General features: G+C 40.8%; 15 protein-coding genes and 1 tRNA gene. 8 read left to right on the top strand and 8 right to left on the bottom strand.

The annotated features are described in order from the left end of the window. Window positions 1–24: 24 nt before the first annotated feature. Genes T530_RS0106030 through ilvY form a run of 6 tightly spaced genes read right to left on the bottom strand, consistent with a single transcriptional unit; the run spans window position 25 to window position 4,938 of the window. Entirely contained in the window at window positions 25–759 is a 735-nt protein-coding gene (locus tag T530_RS0106030; RefSeq protein WP_156011555.1) for a hypothetical protein, read from the bottom strand. Further along, complete coding sequence (locus tag T530_RS0106035) at window positions 756–1,367, bottom strand: hypothetical protein (protein ID WP_027728238.1); 612 nt, start codon at window positions 1,365–1,367, stop codon at window positions 756–758. Before T530_RS0106035 ends, T530_RS0106030 begins: the two co-directional genes overlap by 4 nt. A 42-nt stretch (window positions 1,368–1,409) precedes the next feature. Beyond that, window positions 1,410–2,582: an SLC13 family permease gene (locus T530_RS0106040; protein ID WP_038073888.1), complete on the bottom strand. Its 1,173-nt coding sequence runs from the start codon at window positions 2,580–2,582 to the stop codon at window positions 1,410–1,412. After that, window positions 2,579–3,223 (bottom strand): HAD hydrolase-like protein, encoded by a 645-nt coding sequence (locus T530_RS0106045; protein WP_027728240.1) that lies wholly within the window; start codon window positions 3,221–3,223, stop codon window positions 2,579–2,581. The genes T530_RS0106040 and T530_RS0106045 overlap by 4 nt, the downstream gene beginning before the upstream one ends. A gap of 10 nt (window positions 3,224–3,233) precedes the next feature. Further along, window positions 3,234–4,052, bottom strand: a complete 819-nt coding sequence (locus T530_RS0106050) for a hypothetical protein (protein WP_027728241.1) — start codon at window positions 4,050–4,052, stop codon at window positions 3,234–3,236. Then, a complete protein-coding gene (gene ilvY, locus T530_RS0106055) occupies window positions 4,045–4,938 on the bottom strand; it encodes an HTH-type transcriptional activator IlvY (RefSeq protein ID WP_027728242.1) in 894 nt (297 codons plus the stop codon). The genes T530_RS0106050 and ilvY overlap by 8 nt, the downstream gene beginning before the upstream one ends. Window positions 4,939–5,004: 66 nt before the next feature. Here ilvY and T530_RS0106060 point away from each other — a divergent pair, with 66 nt between their 5' ends. Next, window positions 5,005–5,835 (top strand): hypothetical protein, encoded by an 831-nt coding sequence (locus T530_RS0106060; RefSeq protein ID WP_027728243.1) that lies wholly within the window; start codon window positions 5,005–5,007, stop codon window positions 5,833–5,835. A gap of 164 nt (window positions 5,836–5,999) precedes the next feature. Here the strand turns inward: T530_RS0106060 and rbr are convergent, their stop codons facing one another. After that, window positions 6,000–6,539, bottom strand: a complete 540-nt coding sequence (gene rbr / locus T530_RS0106065) for a rubrerythrin (protein ID WP_027728244.1) — start codon at window positions 6,537–6,539, stop codon at window positions 6,000–6,002. A 134-nt stretch (window positions 6,540–6,673) separates the two neighbouring features. Here rbr and T530_RS15100 point away from each other — a divergent pair, with 134 nt between their 5' ends. From T530_RS15100 to T530_RS0106090, 4 genes are all read left to right on the top strand, one after another. Beyond that, on the top strand, window positions 6,674–8,785 hold the full coding sequence (locus tag T530_RS15100; RefSeq protein ID WP_038073893.1) for a LysM domain-containing protein: 2,112 nt from the start codon (window positions 6,674–6,676) through the stop codon (window positions 8,783–8,785). Between the two features lie 29 nt (window positions 8,786–8,814). After that, a complete protein-coding gene (locus T530_RS0106080) occupies window positions 8,815–11,040 on the top strand; it encodes a flagellar assembly lytic transglycosylase (protein WP_027728245.1) in 2,226 nt (741 codons plus the stop codon). 304 nt (window positions 11,041–11,344) lie between these two features. Then, a complete protein-coding gene (locus T530_RS0106085) occupies window positions 11,345–11,614 on the top strand; it encodes a NifU family protein (protein ID WP_027728246.1) in 270 nt (89 codons plus the stop codon). 27 nt (window positions 11,615–11,641) lie between these two features. Beyond that, on the top strand, window positions 11,642–12,181 hold the full coding sequence (locus T530_RS0106090; RefSeq protein WP_027728247.1) for a peptidylprolyl isomerase: 540 nt from the start codon (window positions 11,642–11,644) through the stop codon (window positions 12,179–12,181). Window positions 12,182–12,236: 55 nt separating this feature from the next. Here the strand turns inward: T530_RS0106090 and T530_RS14695 are convergent, their stop codons facing one another. Beyond that, complete coding sequence (locus T530_RS14695) at window positions 12,237–12,797, bottom strand: shikimate kinase (RefSeq protein WP_051537854.1); 561 nt, start codon at window positions 12,795–12,797, stop codon at window positions 12,237–12,239. Window positions 12,798–12,876: 79 nt separating this feature from the next. Here T530_RS14695 and T530_RS0106100 point away from each other — a divergent pair, with 79 nt between their 5' ends. From T530_RS0106100 to T530_RS13695, 3 genes are all read left to right on the top strand, one after another. After that, window positions 12,877–13,551 carry a PrsW family glutamic-type intramembrane protease gene (locus tag T530_RS0106100; protein ID WP_027728248.1) on the top strand — a complete coding sequence of 225 codons (675 nt, stop codon included), beginning with the start codon at window positions 12,877–12,879 and terminating at the stop codon, window positions 13,549–13,551. A gap of 23 nt (window positions 13,552–13,574) precedes the next feature. Further along, window positions 13,575–13,647, top strand: a tRNA-Met gene (locus T530_RS0106105). A 130-nt stretch (window positions 13,648–13,777) separates the two neighbouring features. After that, window positions 13,778–15,124 (top strand): site-specific integrase, encoded by a 1,347-nt coding sequence (locus T530_RS13695; protein WP_081773677.1) that lies wholly within the window; start codon window positions 13,778–13,780, stop codon window positions 15,122–15,124. Window positions 15,125–15,129 lie beyond the last annotated feature (5 nt).

A 15,129-nucleotide genomic window follows, 5' to 3' on the forward strand; every position in this document is an offset into this window, starting at 1 on the left:
CTTTTTTAATAACTATTCCTTGTCCTACTGTAATTCAGCTTCTTCAGAAACTTCTTCTACATGTGAATACCATTGATTGATTAGTGTTTGAATAGGAGAATGTGCAAAACCAAGACGGTCATCAGCGTCGAATGGCTGTTTAACTACACGACAGAGAGAAACCTCGTCTTTTGTTACAGTGTCTAATGCTTCTTTTGCAGAATCAAAATCATCTTTTACATTTGCAGAAAGCTTAAAATCAACTCCCTCTGCATGATAATAAAAATCCCCGATGTAAATGTATTTTTCATCTTCTGGAATTTTAATTTTAAAGTACATAGGAAGCATTACAGGAAGAAGATGTGAACCGCCTATAAATGCAGTTGCACTTGTTAAGTAAAGTATTCTGTCTGGGCCAACTGTGTATTTAATATAGAAGTAATTATTGTTTGCAACCCATGCTTTTGAATTAAACAAACTTAAAGTTGGTTTAAGTATTGTAGTGTAAGAAATCGAGCCGCTCTTTGACGGTTTTTGTATCATTCCAGGTGTATAAAAAGGAAGTACTACAATATCCTTAAAATCTCGTCTTTCTTCCGGGATTTCAAATGCATCATATAAATAGTTTCTGTCTATATCAGTGCTAAAGTGAATTCTGCCTACAACTATAACCTGATCTTCCGAAGGAGTTCCTATTGTTTTCTTGCTGTCAGACTGTGCAAAGCTGATATTTGTAAAAACAGCAAGGATTATGGAAAGAATTAATACTTTATTTTTCATTTTGTCCATACCTCAACCTGTTCATTTATTACAGACTCCCATGCGGTTCCTGCGTATACTTTTGCGCATTTTTTAATAAAACCTTTATAATATCCTCCGTAGTATTTAAGAAAGTCTTCGTCTATTGTTTTAGAAACAACAATAACATCCTTTGTTTGACCATCTTCATTTCTTATAGTTGCTCTATAACAGTAGTAAAAGCCAGGCTCTTCTGGAACTTTTAATTTATAGCCTTTAAAAGTGTCATTTTCACAATAATTTAAATAGCTTGGTGTCATTGAATCTTCGATAACCGGAGAACCATCCCAGACTTTTGCATCAATCAGCATGGTTTCAAAAATATAAGTTGAGCCAGGAATAAGAGGAGTTGAGTAAAACTTTGGCAGCTTTAAGGTTTCCCTGTTATGAGGAAATTCAGGATCAATCTGAATTAAATCTCTTGGTATATACCAGGACATTGGAAAGAAAAATACACAACTGTTTTCCGGAGTCATTTCCGGGTCAATTGTTTCCTTTTGTTTAGAATTCTTACTCTGTGCAAACGAATAGCCGGTAAGAATTGTCGTTAAGATTATGGCAAGAACGCCAAGTTTCATAGTTTTTTTCATAATAAAAGCCTATCAAAAACTTAGCATTCTTGCAATTAAACGTTACAGCAAATAAACAACAATTCCCAAAATCACCAGTAGAACCACATTGTAGAACGTAAATGTGCCGAAGTAGTTTCCGCCGGTGTGAGATTTTGCTTCGTCGCTGACAGAGTAGAGCTTGAAGGAAATTACGCTGGCCATGGAAGCAATGAGGGTGCCGAGGCCGCCGACGTTTACGGCTAGAAGCAGCATGGCGCCATTCTGGGTGAAGCCGCTTAGAAGCAGGGCGGCGGGAACGTTGCTGATTACCTGACTTGTGACAATTCCTGTAATGTAGGTTGAAAGCTGGGTTGAAAGCATGGAATTTATGAAATCTGAAAAAGCCTGCACCGTTGAAAGTGTTTTTGTGAAAATGAAAAAGCCTGCGAATGTGAACAAAAGACTGTAATCAACTTTTTTGAAAAGGCGGAAGTTGCAGACTGCCATTACTGCGGCAGTGAAAATCAGCATGTAAAGATAATTTATTACGCGGAAAACGGCTAAAAGGCAGATAATGAAATCTGCTACATAGAGGAAGGTACGGAAATCAATTTTGATAAAAGTAAGCTGATTTTGAAGAACATTACCCGAAAGCTCGTGAGGTTCTTCAGCGCCACCGTGCTCTGCAAGCTTTTTTCTTGTAAGGAATAAAATCATTATGGCGAGGATGAAAAGCGATGGCAGGGCGATTTTTGCAGTGAGGGCAAAGAATTCTAGGGCAGAAAATCCATAGTATGAGAACAAATAAAGGTTCTGCGGATTTCCCATTGGGGTGATGCAGGAACCAAGGTTTGCGGCAAGAGTTTCCAGCACAACAAGTTTCATCGAAGGAAGTCCGATTCGCTTGAAAATCAAAAGGGAAATCGGGACAAAGGTCAAAAGGGCAACGTCGTTTGTAACGAACATTGAACTGAAAAAGACCAGATATGTCAAAAGAAAATAAAGTGAGCGGCGGGTTTTGCAGAGGCGCAAAAGTTTTGCCGCAATAAAATCCAGGTAATTCTGACTCTGAAAAGCCTTAATTACAATCATCAGAGAAAAAAGGATTGCGATTGTACGAAAGTCGATTGCTTCAAGACAGAGGCTTGGAGCAGGGCGGACAGCGGCAACTGCCACCACAGCAAGGAATAGAGCCGCAGAAAGAACAGGCTCCTTTTTAATAAAGTTTATAATAGAAGAAAATGCGTTTTTCATATTAATTTTTCCAAATCTTCAGGCTTTTCAACAATATAGTCAGCAGCGGCAGCTTCAAATTCTTCACGGCTTCCGTAGCCAAAAAGAACTCCTGCGCATTTCAGACCTGACTGATGGGCACCTTCTACATCAAATTTGCGGTCACCAACCATAAGGATTTTTGAGCGGTCGGTAATTCCGTTCAGTTTTATTGCATACTCAATTACATCAGTTTTTTTACTGCGGCTTTCGTCCGGCAGACTTCCGCAAATATTGTCAAAATACTTTGCAATATCAAAATGTTCCATAATTTTTATTGCGGTATGTTCAGGCTTGGAAGTTGCCACAGAAAGCTTACAGCCAAGTGCCTTAAGGCGCTGCAAGGTTTGGGGAATTCCATCATAAAGGCGGTTTTCCTTATATCCCTGATTATCATAATAATTACGGAAAACTTTTACGGCTTCCTGCAGTTTTTCACCAGTGAAGCCAAGTGTCTGTCCCACTGTCAAAACAAGCGGAGGTCCGATATATGTTCTTAAAACCTCATATTCAGGTTCTTTAATATCAAAATGCTTAAAAATACTTCTGAAAGAATTTAAGATTCCGTCCTGTGAATCAGTAAGGGTACCGTCCAGGTCAAAAAAGATGTATTCAAATTTCATTTGTGCTATCCTAACCGAAAATCTCGTTTTTATGAAGTTCCCCCAGGGAATGAATATTTTTCAGAAGACTGCCTGACTCACCGCCAGTACCGACTCCCGCACCGTTTTTTTCAATAAAGTCGCCCAAATCAATCGTAAAGCGGTTCATCGAAAAATGCTGGAAAACATAAACATTATTCCATACAGACGAATTTTGAGCCTGATAAGTTGAAAAGAGCCTGTCGCGATAGGGAACAAAAAAGTGCTTTGGTTTTAGTTCAGAATAGCCCACAAGCCAGAGTTCGGGAAGAGGGAAGGCTGAAGAAGTGCCTCCTGCCGACCCACAAGCGCCTTCTACCAGCGCGCAGTGCAGTTTAGCCGTCTGCTCAGCCATCCAAAGCTGGCTTTCTTCTACTAGAAGGCAAATCTTTTCGCCACCGTCCTTCATTATCTTTTTTAGCTGGGCAGTTTTTGCACTGTGAACCGGCGTTTTATTAAGGATAATCACATTTTTGCGAAAGTCCGTCTGCAATTCGGGATTTTTCTTAAAAAATCCATCTGCAATTTTTCCAGCCTGACCAACAAGATAGCGGTTATTTTTTGCCAGCTGCTCGTCTTTTCCGGGGTTATCGCCAATCACAATAAGGTGAATGTCATCTTCCTTTGTAAGGCGGTCTAAGTCGCGGTTATAAACAACGCTTGTTTCAAAAGGGTAGTCGGGAGTTTTTGCAGCCTTAGCAGCCTCTCTCTGCAACTCAGTCAGTTCCGGCGCAGACGCCTTCCACTCTTCAACTTTTGCCTTAAAAATCTCTTTAAAATCGCAGAAAGCCTGCCACTGTTTATTAGTCATAAGAATTAAGCACCTTTACCATTGCATCAAAAATCTTTTTATTTGTGATTGTACCAGAAAATTCAGACTTGCGGATAAAGCCGACATTGTAGTAGCCAAGAATGTTTCCGGCAGTAAAAATTTCAAACTCATTTTTGTAAGGCCCGTTTTCAAGCACTATCTGAGGAACAAGCCCGATTCCAAGGCCAGAAGCAGCCAGTGCAAGAACCGCTTCATTTCCTTCTGTTTCTGCAGCAATCGTTGGCTTTACGTTTCGCGATTTTATCCATTTATCAAAACGAACGCGGGCAAGGCCAGTTTTTGGAAGAACCAGCGGAACAGAAGAAAGAATATCCTGAGGAGAACCCTGCAGAGAAGTATAAGGGCCATTTTTTGCAGCCGCATAGACAAGCGGAGTCTGCACAACGCTCTTAGTTTCCATCATGCTGAGCCCGCTTTCCGGGATGGCGGCAACGGCAATCATAGCGCGGTTTTCCTTTACAGCTGCAATTGCACCTGCCGGGTCACCGGTTTCTACAGAAAAGTGAATTTTCGGGTAGCGGGTCGTCAGCTTCTGAATAAAATCCGGCAGAATCGTATAGCAGGCAGTTACCGAAGCGTAGGCGTGCAGGGTTCCTTCAATTTCATCACCAACATCGCTAAGTCGTTCGTCCAGTTCCTTGCGCTTATCAAGCATTTCCTGGGCGTATTTTTTGAATATTTTTCCTTGTTCTGTAAGCAAAACCTGCCGATTATTTCTATCAAGGAGAACTGTATTGGTTTCTTCTTCCAGGCGGGAAATAATTCGGCTAAGGGCAGACGGACTTAAGTTCATCTTATCTGCCGTTTTTCCAAAGTGGAGTAGTTTTGAAAGGGTTATGAACGATTCCAGTTCGTAAAAATTCATAAAATCTGCTTTATTCCGCCTTGTTTATACTATAAAATAAAATTACAAAGCATTCGAGAGGTATGTATGAAAAAACTAATTTGTTTTGCAACAGCTGCACTTTTAAGCTTTCAGATTTTTGCCATTGATATTTTCACCACTGGCGCTGTAAGCCAGACCGGAAAAGTAAAAAGTTTTACCCGCACAGATTATTCTGTAACTACAAAATTCGGAAACTATTTCAGAACTCCGGCTGCAAAAACCACTCATAATTTTACAGATGGAAAAGAAACTGAAGAAATCCACCTGACTCCACGCGATGTTGTTATCCGCAAGGTTGTTTTTACTTATGATGATAACGGTGATTTGAGCGAAAAGGTATGTTCAAACGCAGAAAATGACCTTGAATGGAAAACTGCAATGACTTATAAAGACGGCGTTCAGCAGGATCATTCTGAATACGACAGCACTGGAAACCTTAAGGCCCGCACAATTTACACTTACACAGACGGCCTTATGACTGATAAAACCGTTTACGATGGGGAAGGTGCCCTTTTAGAAAAGACAATTTACGCTTATACAGACAGCGGAAAAATTGCAACCCTCAGCAACTACGGTGATGACGGCGCACTTCGCGAAAAGCAGACTTACGCTTACACAGTGGAAGGCGTTCTTGATGCCATTACCTATTTTGATAAAGATTTAAAGGAAAGCCGCATTGAAAGCATGCGCTATGATGATGTAGGTCTTCTTACAGAAGTTACAACTTACGAAAATGACAAGGTTGTAAAACGCACCCTTGTAAAATATGACGAAAAGGCTAATGTCAGCCGCATTTCTGAATACAACATTGCCGACAAGTTCGGAACTACTGTTAATGAATTAATTGGAATCGCAGAATTTAGTTACGTATATTAAAAAAACTGGCGTGAAGGAGTAAAGTGTGGGGCAAAAACACTCTGTTTGTGGAGGTCGCGGGAGCGACCTGTTTAATAGTTTCTTTACCACAAACAGCGTGTAGCGCGATATCGCGCGGTTTTGAACCACACTTTACGACTGTAAGCCAGTTTTTTTTATAAGAATTAATAGTTCTGTGCTTCAATCTGGAAGTATGCCTGTGGATGAGCACATACCGGGCATACTTTTGGAGCTTCTTTTCCAACTACAATGTGACCGCAGTTTCTGCACTGCCAGATTGCGTCACCTTCACTAGAGAATACTACCTTGTCTTCAACATTCTTCAAAAGCTTGCGGTAGCGCTCTTCGTGGTGCTTTTCAATTTCTGCAACCTTTTCAAACTGGAAAGCAATTGCATCAAAACCTTCTGCACGGGCTGTTTTTGCAAATTCTGCATACATATCAGTCCACTCATAGTTTTCGCCTTCAGCTGCGGCCTTCAAGTTAGCTGCAGTATCACCAATTCCGCCTAAATGCTTAAACCACATCTTTGCGTGTTCTTTTTCGTTATCAGCTGTTTCCAAAAAGAGTGCGGCAATCTGCTCATAACCTTCTTTCTTCGCAACACTTGCAAAATAAGTGTACTTGTTGCGAGCCTGTGATTCACCTGCAAATGCAGTCTGCAGATTTTTCTCTGTCTGAGTTCCTTTGAGTTCTTTTGCCATAATTTTTTACTCCTATAAAAGATATATTGCATTTAAATATAAGGGCAAATCACGCAAAAGTAAAATTTTCTCTCAATAAAAATTCGTTTTTTCCGATAAAAAAGGGAATACTCTTTTTTGTTTCGGGGAAAAACATGAAAACGATTGGTATTAAACTTGCAGACGGCTCTTTTTATCCGGTTTTAAAGGAAGGAAGTCCATCAGAACGACTTCTTGAGCTCACAACAGCCCACAACAATCAGACAAAGGTAATGGTTGATTTGTACCGCTCAGAACTTGAATCTATGGAAGATGCAGAATACGTAGACTCCCTCCAGATTGAAGATTTGAACGAGCATCCAAACGGAGTTCCAACCCTCACTTTTACCGTATCTATTGATGAAAATAACAAGCTTTCTGCCAAAATGGTTGATAACGAAACCGGTCTTCAGAGCAATGCAACTATCACACTTGTTTCCCGAACCCTTGAAGAACGCCTGCTTCCCGACGAATACGACATCAAAGACCCGACAATTGAAGGAGTTTCTCTTTCTGAGACTGAAGAAAATACGCTTTTTGGAAATGATGAAGTGCAGCCCGAAGCCGACCAGTCTATTGATTTTAATTTTGACCCTGACTTGCCGGATTTTAACGAGTCAGCTCCTGAAAGCACAAACCCGGATGAAAACCAGCCGGAATCTGAGCCGGATGTTATAAATGAATTCGATGCCCCGGTTGAAGAAACAGCGATTTCTGAAGAAGTTTCATTTGATGAAGATGCAATTTCCGAGGAAGCTGCACCGCAGGAAGAGCCTGCAATAATTGAAACTACTATAGAAGAAAATACACTTCCAGAACCGGAACTGCCTCCAACAGATACAGAACTGGACAGCATCCGCGACCAGCTTGTTGCAGAGCCTGATGCCGCAGACATTGCAGATATTCAGCAGGAAGCTGCTTCGGATGAATTTGAACTGCCTCCAATGTCTGATTTTAATCCGCTCGATGAACCTATTCTGGAAGATGACGCGCTTACAATTGATGAATTCCAGAGTGATGACGAGGAAGAAGTGCCAGCTGATACAGATACATTTGCAGCCTCTCCAGCTGAAGATGCAACTATCGTGTCGGAAGAGCCAGCTGCAGAAGAGCCTGTCAGCGACAGCTTTGCTAACGAAAATGTCGTTTCTGAGGAAGCAGCCGCTGATGAAGCTCTCGTTGAAGATTTTTCAAGCGAAGACGTTCCGGACGAAAGCATTTCTTCAGATCCTCTTGATTTATCATTTGACATTCCTGAAGAAAAGGCTCAGAATTCAACTGACGAAGCAGAGACAGCAACAGAATCTGCTGCTTTGTCAGGAGATTTTGATATGCCAGATACAAACTCAAATTCAAACTCTTTAGACGACCTTGATTTACCAGATTTTGACTCTTCCTTTGAGACAAATTTCGACACAGACTCTTCAAATCTTTCTACTGGAGACAGCGAGCTCAATCTTTCAGATTCTTTTGACAGCACAGAGCCAGAGCCTTCAACAAGCGATGTATTCAATACCGATGATCTGGATTTCGGCAACCTTGATTCTACTCTTGCATCAAGCACAAGCTCTGATTCAGATAATTCAAACGCTTATCTTGATGACCTTGATTTTGATGATCTGGATACTTCTACATCTTCACAACCGGCAGGAAAAGGCTTAAGCTTTACCGGCCTTTATGATAAAGAAACTGCAATGGGTAATTCCGCTGCAAATTCTGATGATGACGAGCGAAAAAATCCAAAGGCAGCAGTTATCATCTGTATCTTGTGCGCAATCATCTGTGTACTTGCAACTATGTTTGTTCTTATGGTGCTTACACCAAACTTCAAGCTTTTTGGCAAAAAAGACAAGGCAGAAAATGTTTCAACTCAGGTAACTTCTACAGAACTTCCAGATTTACGTCCTGCAGAAGCTAAGCCTGTAGAAAAAGCTCCTGAGCCGGAACCAATGCCAGCTCCAGAGCCTCTTCCTCCAGTTCCTCAGGCACAGGAAGAAGAAGTTGTAGTTATCGAAAATGCAGAGGATGTTGTTCCTCTTCCACCGCCGGTAACTCCTGTAAAAGCAAAAGACATCAACTATAAAATTAAGTGGGGCGATACCCTCTGGGATATCTCTGACACTTACTATAAAAATCCATGGCGCTACAAATATATTGCCCGCTACAACGGAATTAAAAATCCTGATTACATCATTTCGGGAACTTACATTACAATTCCGGCCGAGTAATAAAACGCCAGCCTTCTTCGGAGATTTTTGTGACAGCTGCGTCCCGACTTTCGCTTTTTTTGTTCTTCTCGCTCTGCTTTTCAAGTTGTTCCGGTATAGGGCTAAAAAGCCCAGGGCAAAAAAAGTTTGGACCAGATGCCAATTATTTTATTGCCCTTAAACTTTTACAGGCTGGAAACGAAAAAGAAGCGGCTCAAAAGTTTTCTGCCTGCGCTAAAAAGGGTAGCTTCTACTGCGCGCAGAAAAGTGCCCGGGAGCTTTGTAAACTGGGCTCGGTGCAGGAAAGAAACGCTGCCTGCCTTAAACTGATTCAAAAATTCCCTGAGAGCCCCAATCTTCTGATTGCTGCCCGCCAGTTTTATTCCGCAGATGAAATCAATAAAGTAATAGAAATTACCGAAAATCTTGATTTTACCGAAGTTCCCAACGAGCTTATAAAAATCCGCCTTGAAGCCATGAAAAAACGCGGAGATTCCCGCTACCGTCAGGAACTTTTTGACTGGTTTTCCCTGCGCTCGCTTTCTAAACTTCACCTGGAATATTACAAGGAAAATCTGGAAATTGATTTTGAAAAGGCAATTTACGGAATTGAAGATAATCCTTTATCAAACGATGATATAGATTCTCTTTTTGATGATGCTGCTGACGCAGGTATTGCAAATAACGCTTCAGAAGCGGCAGACGGCTTACAATCGGAAGTTTTACCATCCCTTTCGCCGGAAGATTTAGCAATCAATTACAGAATTCTCCTTTATCAGAGAAACTACACTCCGGCTTTTGAGACGGCACATTATCTGCTTGATTTCATTAAAGAAGGCTCTCTTCCCGTAAAACCCCAGCTTTTTTCAGATATTGGAAAAGCCTTTTTGTACGGAAGCCAGGATTTTCTTACAAACGCCAATTTTTTCAGAGCCAGTGCAAAAAATTATGCAGGCAGCGAGGCTGAATATTACTTCTGGTTTTACGCCGGCCGGCTTTTTGAAAAAACTCACCGTTACAAAACTCTTGAAAAAAACTGTTTCCTTTCCGCAGTTCAGTCAGCTCGTTCAGCAGCGCAAAAAGACAATGCTCTCTGGTATCTTTTGAATTCAGATTTTCAGAATTTCACAAATGAAACAATTTCTTCTATTAATAAGTATTGCCGCGAATGGTCAGACCCGGCCTATTTTGATGATATTTTTTCTAATCTGGTTCCAGTTCTTTTTGCAGCAGGTAAATTCAATGAATTCGGCAGTCTCTACAGAAACCTGGACGGACTTGCAAGTCCTCAGATTACAGGTCAATTTGCCTATATTTATGCCCGCCTTTGTGAACAGGGTTATGCAAGTGCCACAGAAGAAGAAATAAAAGCCGCCTATCTTACTGCAATCAAAAATGGAAATCACATTTACTACAAAATACTTGCCGCAAAAAAACTTGGCTATAATTTAGAACAGATTAAAAAAGTAATTTTCAATTATTCTGAAAAATACGGCGGTATCAATCTTTCTGCAGGATTTAAGCCTGATACTGCGGCAGAAAATCTTCTTGAAGGCTATGTAAAATTCGGATTTCCAGAACAGGTGTATCCGGCCTACATGGAATTATATAAAAAAGGGATTTCTGCAGAATCTTCCTTTCATATTGCGGACTTTTTGAATAAATGCGGCGAAGAAAATAATGATTATTATGTTCAGAGCATAAGAATTGCAAGCCGGGCAGCCCTGCTTTCCGAAAGGGATCTTTCTTCAGAAGAGATGAAGCTGCTTTATCCTCAGGGATTTTCTACCTCTGTAGAAAACTGGTGCCAGACTTACAATGTTGAGCCGGCAGTTATGTATGCCCTTATCCGCAGCGAAAGTTTTTTTGACCTTGATATAAAAAGCCACGCTGGGGCAGTAGGATTAACACAGCTCATGCCTGCCACCGCCAACGATATTTCCCGCCGAGTAAAAAAGGCTGAATATGATTTGAATGAGCCGGATACAAACATTCAGTTTGGAACATACTATTTCAGCGAACTTTTCCGCCGCTGTGATAATTCATATCTTTTATCATTCTTCTCTTATAACGCCGGAATTACAAAAGTGCGCCGCTGGCTTCAGAGTTCATTGATTGAATTCGGCAAAAAACAGAATATGCCTCATGATCTCTTTCTTGAAACAATTCCCTATGCCGAAACTCAGGAATATGGCCGCAAATTAGTTTCCGCCGCCGTCCTCTATCAGCTTTTGTATGAAGATTCTGTTTCGCTAATAAACGAAATGGTAGAATAATACAAAGAAAAAATGCCGTGAGGGAATGGGACATAGGGCAAAAACATTCTATTTTTGTCTGCCGCGCTAGCGGCGCATGCAATAGTTTCCTTACAAAAATAGCATGTAGCGAGGTACCGGCCTTCGCAGCACAGCTGCTCGGAGACTCGCTCAAAACGCTTCACTGGAGCGTTTTGCCGGCTAGCGCCGTCGCTCCCTAGGTTTTGCACTATGTTCCATGACCGGAAGGCATTTTTTCTTGGACTTTTCTTCTATATTTTAGTACATTTATAGCGAAACAAATCAATATTAAGCGAGGACCCCTATGGCAAACGAAGCAATGGAAGCTACAGTAAAAGAAGCCCTTGAAATGTTCCGCCCACAGTTACAGGCAGACGGCGGCGATATGGAATATGTAGGAATTGATGACGACGGAAAAGTTCATCTTAAACTTACTGGTGCCTGCGGAAGCTGCCCTATGGCACTTATGACACTCAAAATGGGAATCGAACGCTATCTTAAGGATGCATGCCCTGAAGTTACAGAAGTTGTTCAGGATAATGCACCAGACTACGGCGAAGAAATGCCCTACTAATTTTTAATCACTTTTTAAGGAAAAGACATGAAAATCTCAAAAGACAAATGGGTTAGTATTCACTACACCCTTACCGGCGAAGACGGTCTTCAGATTGATTCTTCTGTTGGAAAAGAACCGCTCGGCTATATTCACGGAAACGGTTATTTGATTCCAGGTCTTGAAGCTCAGCTTGAAGGAAAAGAAGTTGGCGACAAATTCAAAGCCGTTGTTCAGCCTAAAGACGGCTACGGCGAATTTGACCCTCGCATGGTTATGGACGTAGACCGCGCTCAGTTTGAAGGAATTGATGTTATTGAAGTTGGACAGCAGTTCCAGGTAATGACACAGGGCGGTCCTGCAATCGTTCGTGTAGTTGAAGTTGGCGACGACAAGGTAAAAATCGATGGAAACCATGAGCTGGCAGGAAAAACCCTTACTTTTGATGTAGAGGTTGTAGAAGTTCGTGAACCTACAGAAGAAGAACTCAACCCAAGCTGCGGTTGCGGCGGTGGCTGCGGAGGATGCGGCGGCGATTGTGGTGGAGACTGTGGTTGCGATAGTGGCTGTGGAGGCTGCGGAAACTAAAAAAAAAATCGGTCACTTTACGCGACCGATTAAATTATATTCATCATCAGTTTTATTAAATTGCCCCGAGGATAGTTTTAAAATTGTCCTGAATCGGGGCATTTTTTATTGAAATAACAACATCAGCAATATTCTTATACTGCTCGTTACGTTCTTCAAAGCGCTTTGTCAAAATTTCTTTTACTTCGTGAAGATTTTTTGGATTTTCCTTCATTACCCAGGCTGGAGCGCCTTCAAATTTTCCAAATACATCCTGTTTAACTTTTGCCATAATTCGGGCAACAGAATATTCGATATCGATACGAAGAAAAACAAATTTTCCTAGCTGACGAAGCTCATTGAGGGCAGGGGCGTTATCACAGATTCCCCCTCCGGTTGCTACAACAATTCTGTCATCCGGATGCTCACTTACAATTTTGTGACAGGCCTCTTCTTCAGCAAGAGCAAATGCTGCAGGACCTTTATCTGCATAATATTTTCGGAAAGATGTACCAACGATTTCTTCCAGTACATTATCTGTATCAAAAAAGGGAACAGAAAAATTTTCAGCCAGAAGCTTACCCTGAGTAGTTTTGCCGCAATGTTTAAGACCCATTAATACAATAGAATTATTCATACTTTCCTCAATATAAGAAAATTATAGCATTTGAATTGTAAAAGTCTAGTCTTTGTTGTATTGTAATAACAGGTGGTTTATGACTATAGCACTTTGTTTTTTACCCATAATTATTTGCTTCGTAATTTACACCCTTCTCTTAAAAATCCGGATCACAGACCAGTTGATTGCTGTTCTTTTAGGACTTATTGCTGTTTTTCCAATTTCCTTGATTCAGTATTTTCTTCCAAATTTCGAACTTTTTGAAAACAATCCTGTTTTACAGACCCTTTTAAAATCGATTATCATTTACGGACTTACAGAAGAGCTGATTAAAATGCTTTTCCTGATTCCAATTCCCCACAAAAAGCTTTCAGAAAGCGACTTTTTGTTCCTGGCATTTTTCATGGGATTAACCTTAGGTTGTTTTGAATCTACAGTTTACTTCCTTGACCATTTGCAGAAAGCAGCATCCCGCGGCGCCCAGCTTTTGCTTTCACAGATTTTTATCCGCATTTTTACATCAGATTTGATTCACATGGCCTGCACAGGACTCGGCGGACTCTTCCTTTACAGCTGCCGAAACAAACCGGTAAGCATTTCGGTATTTATTCTTGCAGTTGTCCTTCACGGAATCTACGACTTCTTCGCCGGTTTCCAGAACGACCTCAAGTATTTTTCAATCGCCGTAATCATTCTTGCCTTCATCGAATGCCGCAATAAATACGTAAGTTTGCAAAATCTCTGCGAAAATCGCTTGACAATATTCTATTAAGGGTGTACTATACACGAACACGACGCGGGGTAGAGCAGTTGGCAGCTCGTCGGGCTCATAACCCGGAGGCCGCAGGTTCGAGTCCTGCCCCCGCTATACTGCTAAGTCTATATGTTATATAGAGTTAGCACTACTACCAATCCCAATTAGTAAGGCTTGGCGTAGACAATTCACTGATTTTAAGCAACGATTTTAAGCAAATCGATTGTCATAAAGTGAGGTGCCTATGACCAGGCCTTATTCGTTATTTAAGAAGTCCAACGGTTATTATTATGTACAATTCTTACTAGCCGATGGATCCCGTTCACAAAACAAATCTACTGGTACAAAAGACCGCAAAGAAGCAGAATCCATTGCTATGAGATGGGCTGTCCTTGGCGATATACCAGAACGTATCAATTCAAAAGCAGAGAAAGCAAAATCTCAATCTGTAGACAGAATCAGTTTCTTTAATTCTATGTCCACCTATGACTTTTCTCCTGAAGAAATCGACAAGATGATTTCTATCTTGCAGAAAAGAGGATTCATTCTTTCTGCTGTAAAACCGAACTCAAAACAAAGTATTCCTATCGAAGAGTTTTTGGATGAGTTCTGGAATTATGAAAAATCACCTTATGTCCAGGAACTTGCTCTTGAAGGAAAAATTCTTTCACGCTCTCATGTAAAAAATGAAAGAAGCCGTGTAGAAAACTACTGGATTCCAAAACTCAAAGGAAAATGTATTGGTTCTATTACAAACGATATGCTTAAGGATATTGTTTCAGATAAGAAAATCCAGAAGCTTGCCGGAAAAACTATTAATGGAATTGTTGAATCAATTACAACTCCTCTCAAATGGGCAATGAAAAATCAGTATATCGAAAACATCAATTTTTACGGTCTTAAACGTCGTAACACCAAGAGTGAGGAAAGAGCCATTCTCACCATGGAAGAAGCAGATAAGGTTATGAATATTGGCTGGGAAAATGATAAGGCAAAACTTGCCAATAAACTTGCAATGCAAACAGGAATGCGTGCAAGTGAAATTCGAGGTTTAAGAATTTGTGATATTCATGCGGAAGGTATTATTGTTGATCATGCATGGGACCGTTACGCAAGGGCTAATAAATGTTGTAAGAATGGAGAAGCCCGACAAATTCCTATTCCAATTTCAAAAGAACTTAGAGAAGAACTCTTGTTCCTCGGAAAACTTAATCCATTCTGCGAAACAGATAAAGCTTATATTTTCTGCAGCGATAAATGCAATTCTCCTATGGATAATTCTGGCTGGGTTAAATATTTACGCCGTGCGCTCGAAAAGATTGGATATGAAAATCCAAATGATATTGTATTCCATTCATGGAGACACTTCTTCTGTTCCCGAATGTTAGACGTTATCCCTGATAAGCGAATTGTTATGGCATTAAGTGGACATAAAACCTCTGCAATGCTTGATCATTATGCAAAGCATCTTGAAGATGAAAAAACTCTGGAAATTGTTCGTCAGGCAATGAAAGAACTCTTTGGTGATAATGAACAGGATTCTGTTGATAATGCTGCAAAACAGGCATTCAAAGATAAAATCTCGGCATAGGATTA

The sequence above is a fragment of the Treponema sp. C6A8 genome (assembly GCF_000619925.1).
Taxonomy (GTDB): domain Bacteria; phylum Spirochaetota; class Spirochaetia; order Treponematales; family Treponemataceae; genus Treponema_D.

Coding starts and splice junctions, on each gene's coding strand:
- T530_RS0106040 (WP_038073888.1), bottom strand. CDS start 2,582: ATGAAAAACGCATTTTCTTCTATTATAAACTTTATTAAAAAGGAGCCT.
- rbr (WP_027728244.1), bottom strand. CDS start 6,539: ATGGCAAAAGAACTCAAAGGAACTCAGACAGAGAAAAATCTGCAGACT.
- T530_RS0106060 (WP_027728243.1), top strand. CDS start 5,005: ATGAAAAAACTAATTTGTTTTGCAACAGCTGCACTTTTAAGCTTTCAG.
- T530_RS13695 (WP_081773677.1), top strand. CDS start 13,778: ATGACCAGGCCTTATTCGTTATTTAAGAAGTCCAACGGTTATTATTAT.
- ilvY (WP_027728242.1), bottom strand. CDS start 4,938: ATGAATTTTTACGAACTGGAATCGTTCATAACCCTTTCAAAACTACTC.
- T530_RS0106050 (WP_027728241.1), bottom strand. CDS start 4,052: ATGACTAATAAACAGTGGCAGGCTTTCTGCGATTTTAAAGAGATTTTT.
- T530_RS14695 (WP_051537854.1), bottom strand. CDS start 12,797: ATGAATAATTCTATTGTATTAATGGGTCTTAAACATTGCGGCAAAACT.
- T530_RS0106090 (WP_027728247.1), top strand. CDS start 11,642: ATGAAAATCTCAAAAGACAAATGGGTTAGTATTCACTACACCCTTACC.
- T530_RS0106085 (WP_027728246.1), top strand. CDS start 11,345: ATGGCAAACGAAGCAATGGAAGCTACAGTAAAAGAAGCCCTTGAAATG.
- T530_RS15100 (WP_038073893.1), top strand. CDS start 6,674: ATGAAAACGATTGGTATTAAACTTGCAGACGGCTCTTTTTATCCGGTT.
- T530_RS0106045 (WP_027728240.1), bottom strand. CDS start 3,223: ATGAAATTTGAATACATCTTTTTTGACCTGGACGGTACCCTTACTGAT.
- T530_RS0106100 (WP_027728248.1), top strand. CDS start 12,877: ATGACTATAGCACTTTGTTTTTTACCCATAATTATTTGCTTCGTAATT.
- T530_RS0106035 (WP_027728238.1), bottom strand. CDS start 1,367: ATGAAAAAAACTATGAAACTTGGCGTTCTTGCCATAATCTTAACGACA.
- T530_RS0106030 (WP_156011555.1), bottom strand. CDS start 759: ATGAAAAATAAAGTATTAATTCTTTCCATAATCCTTGCTGTTTTTACA.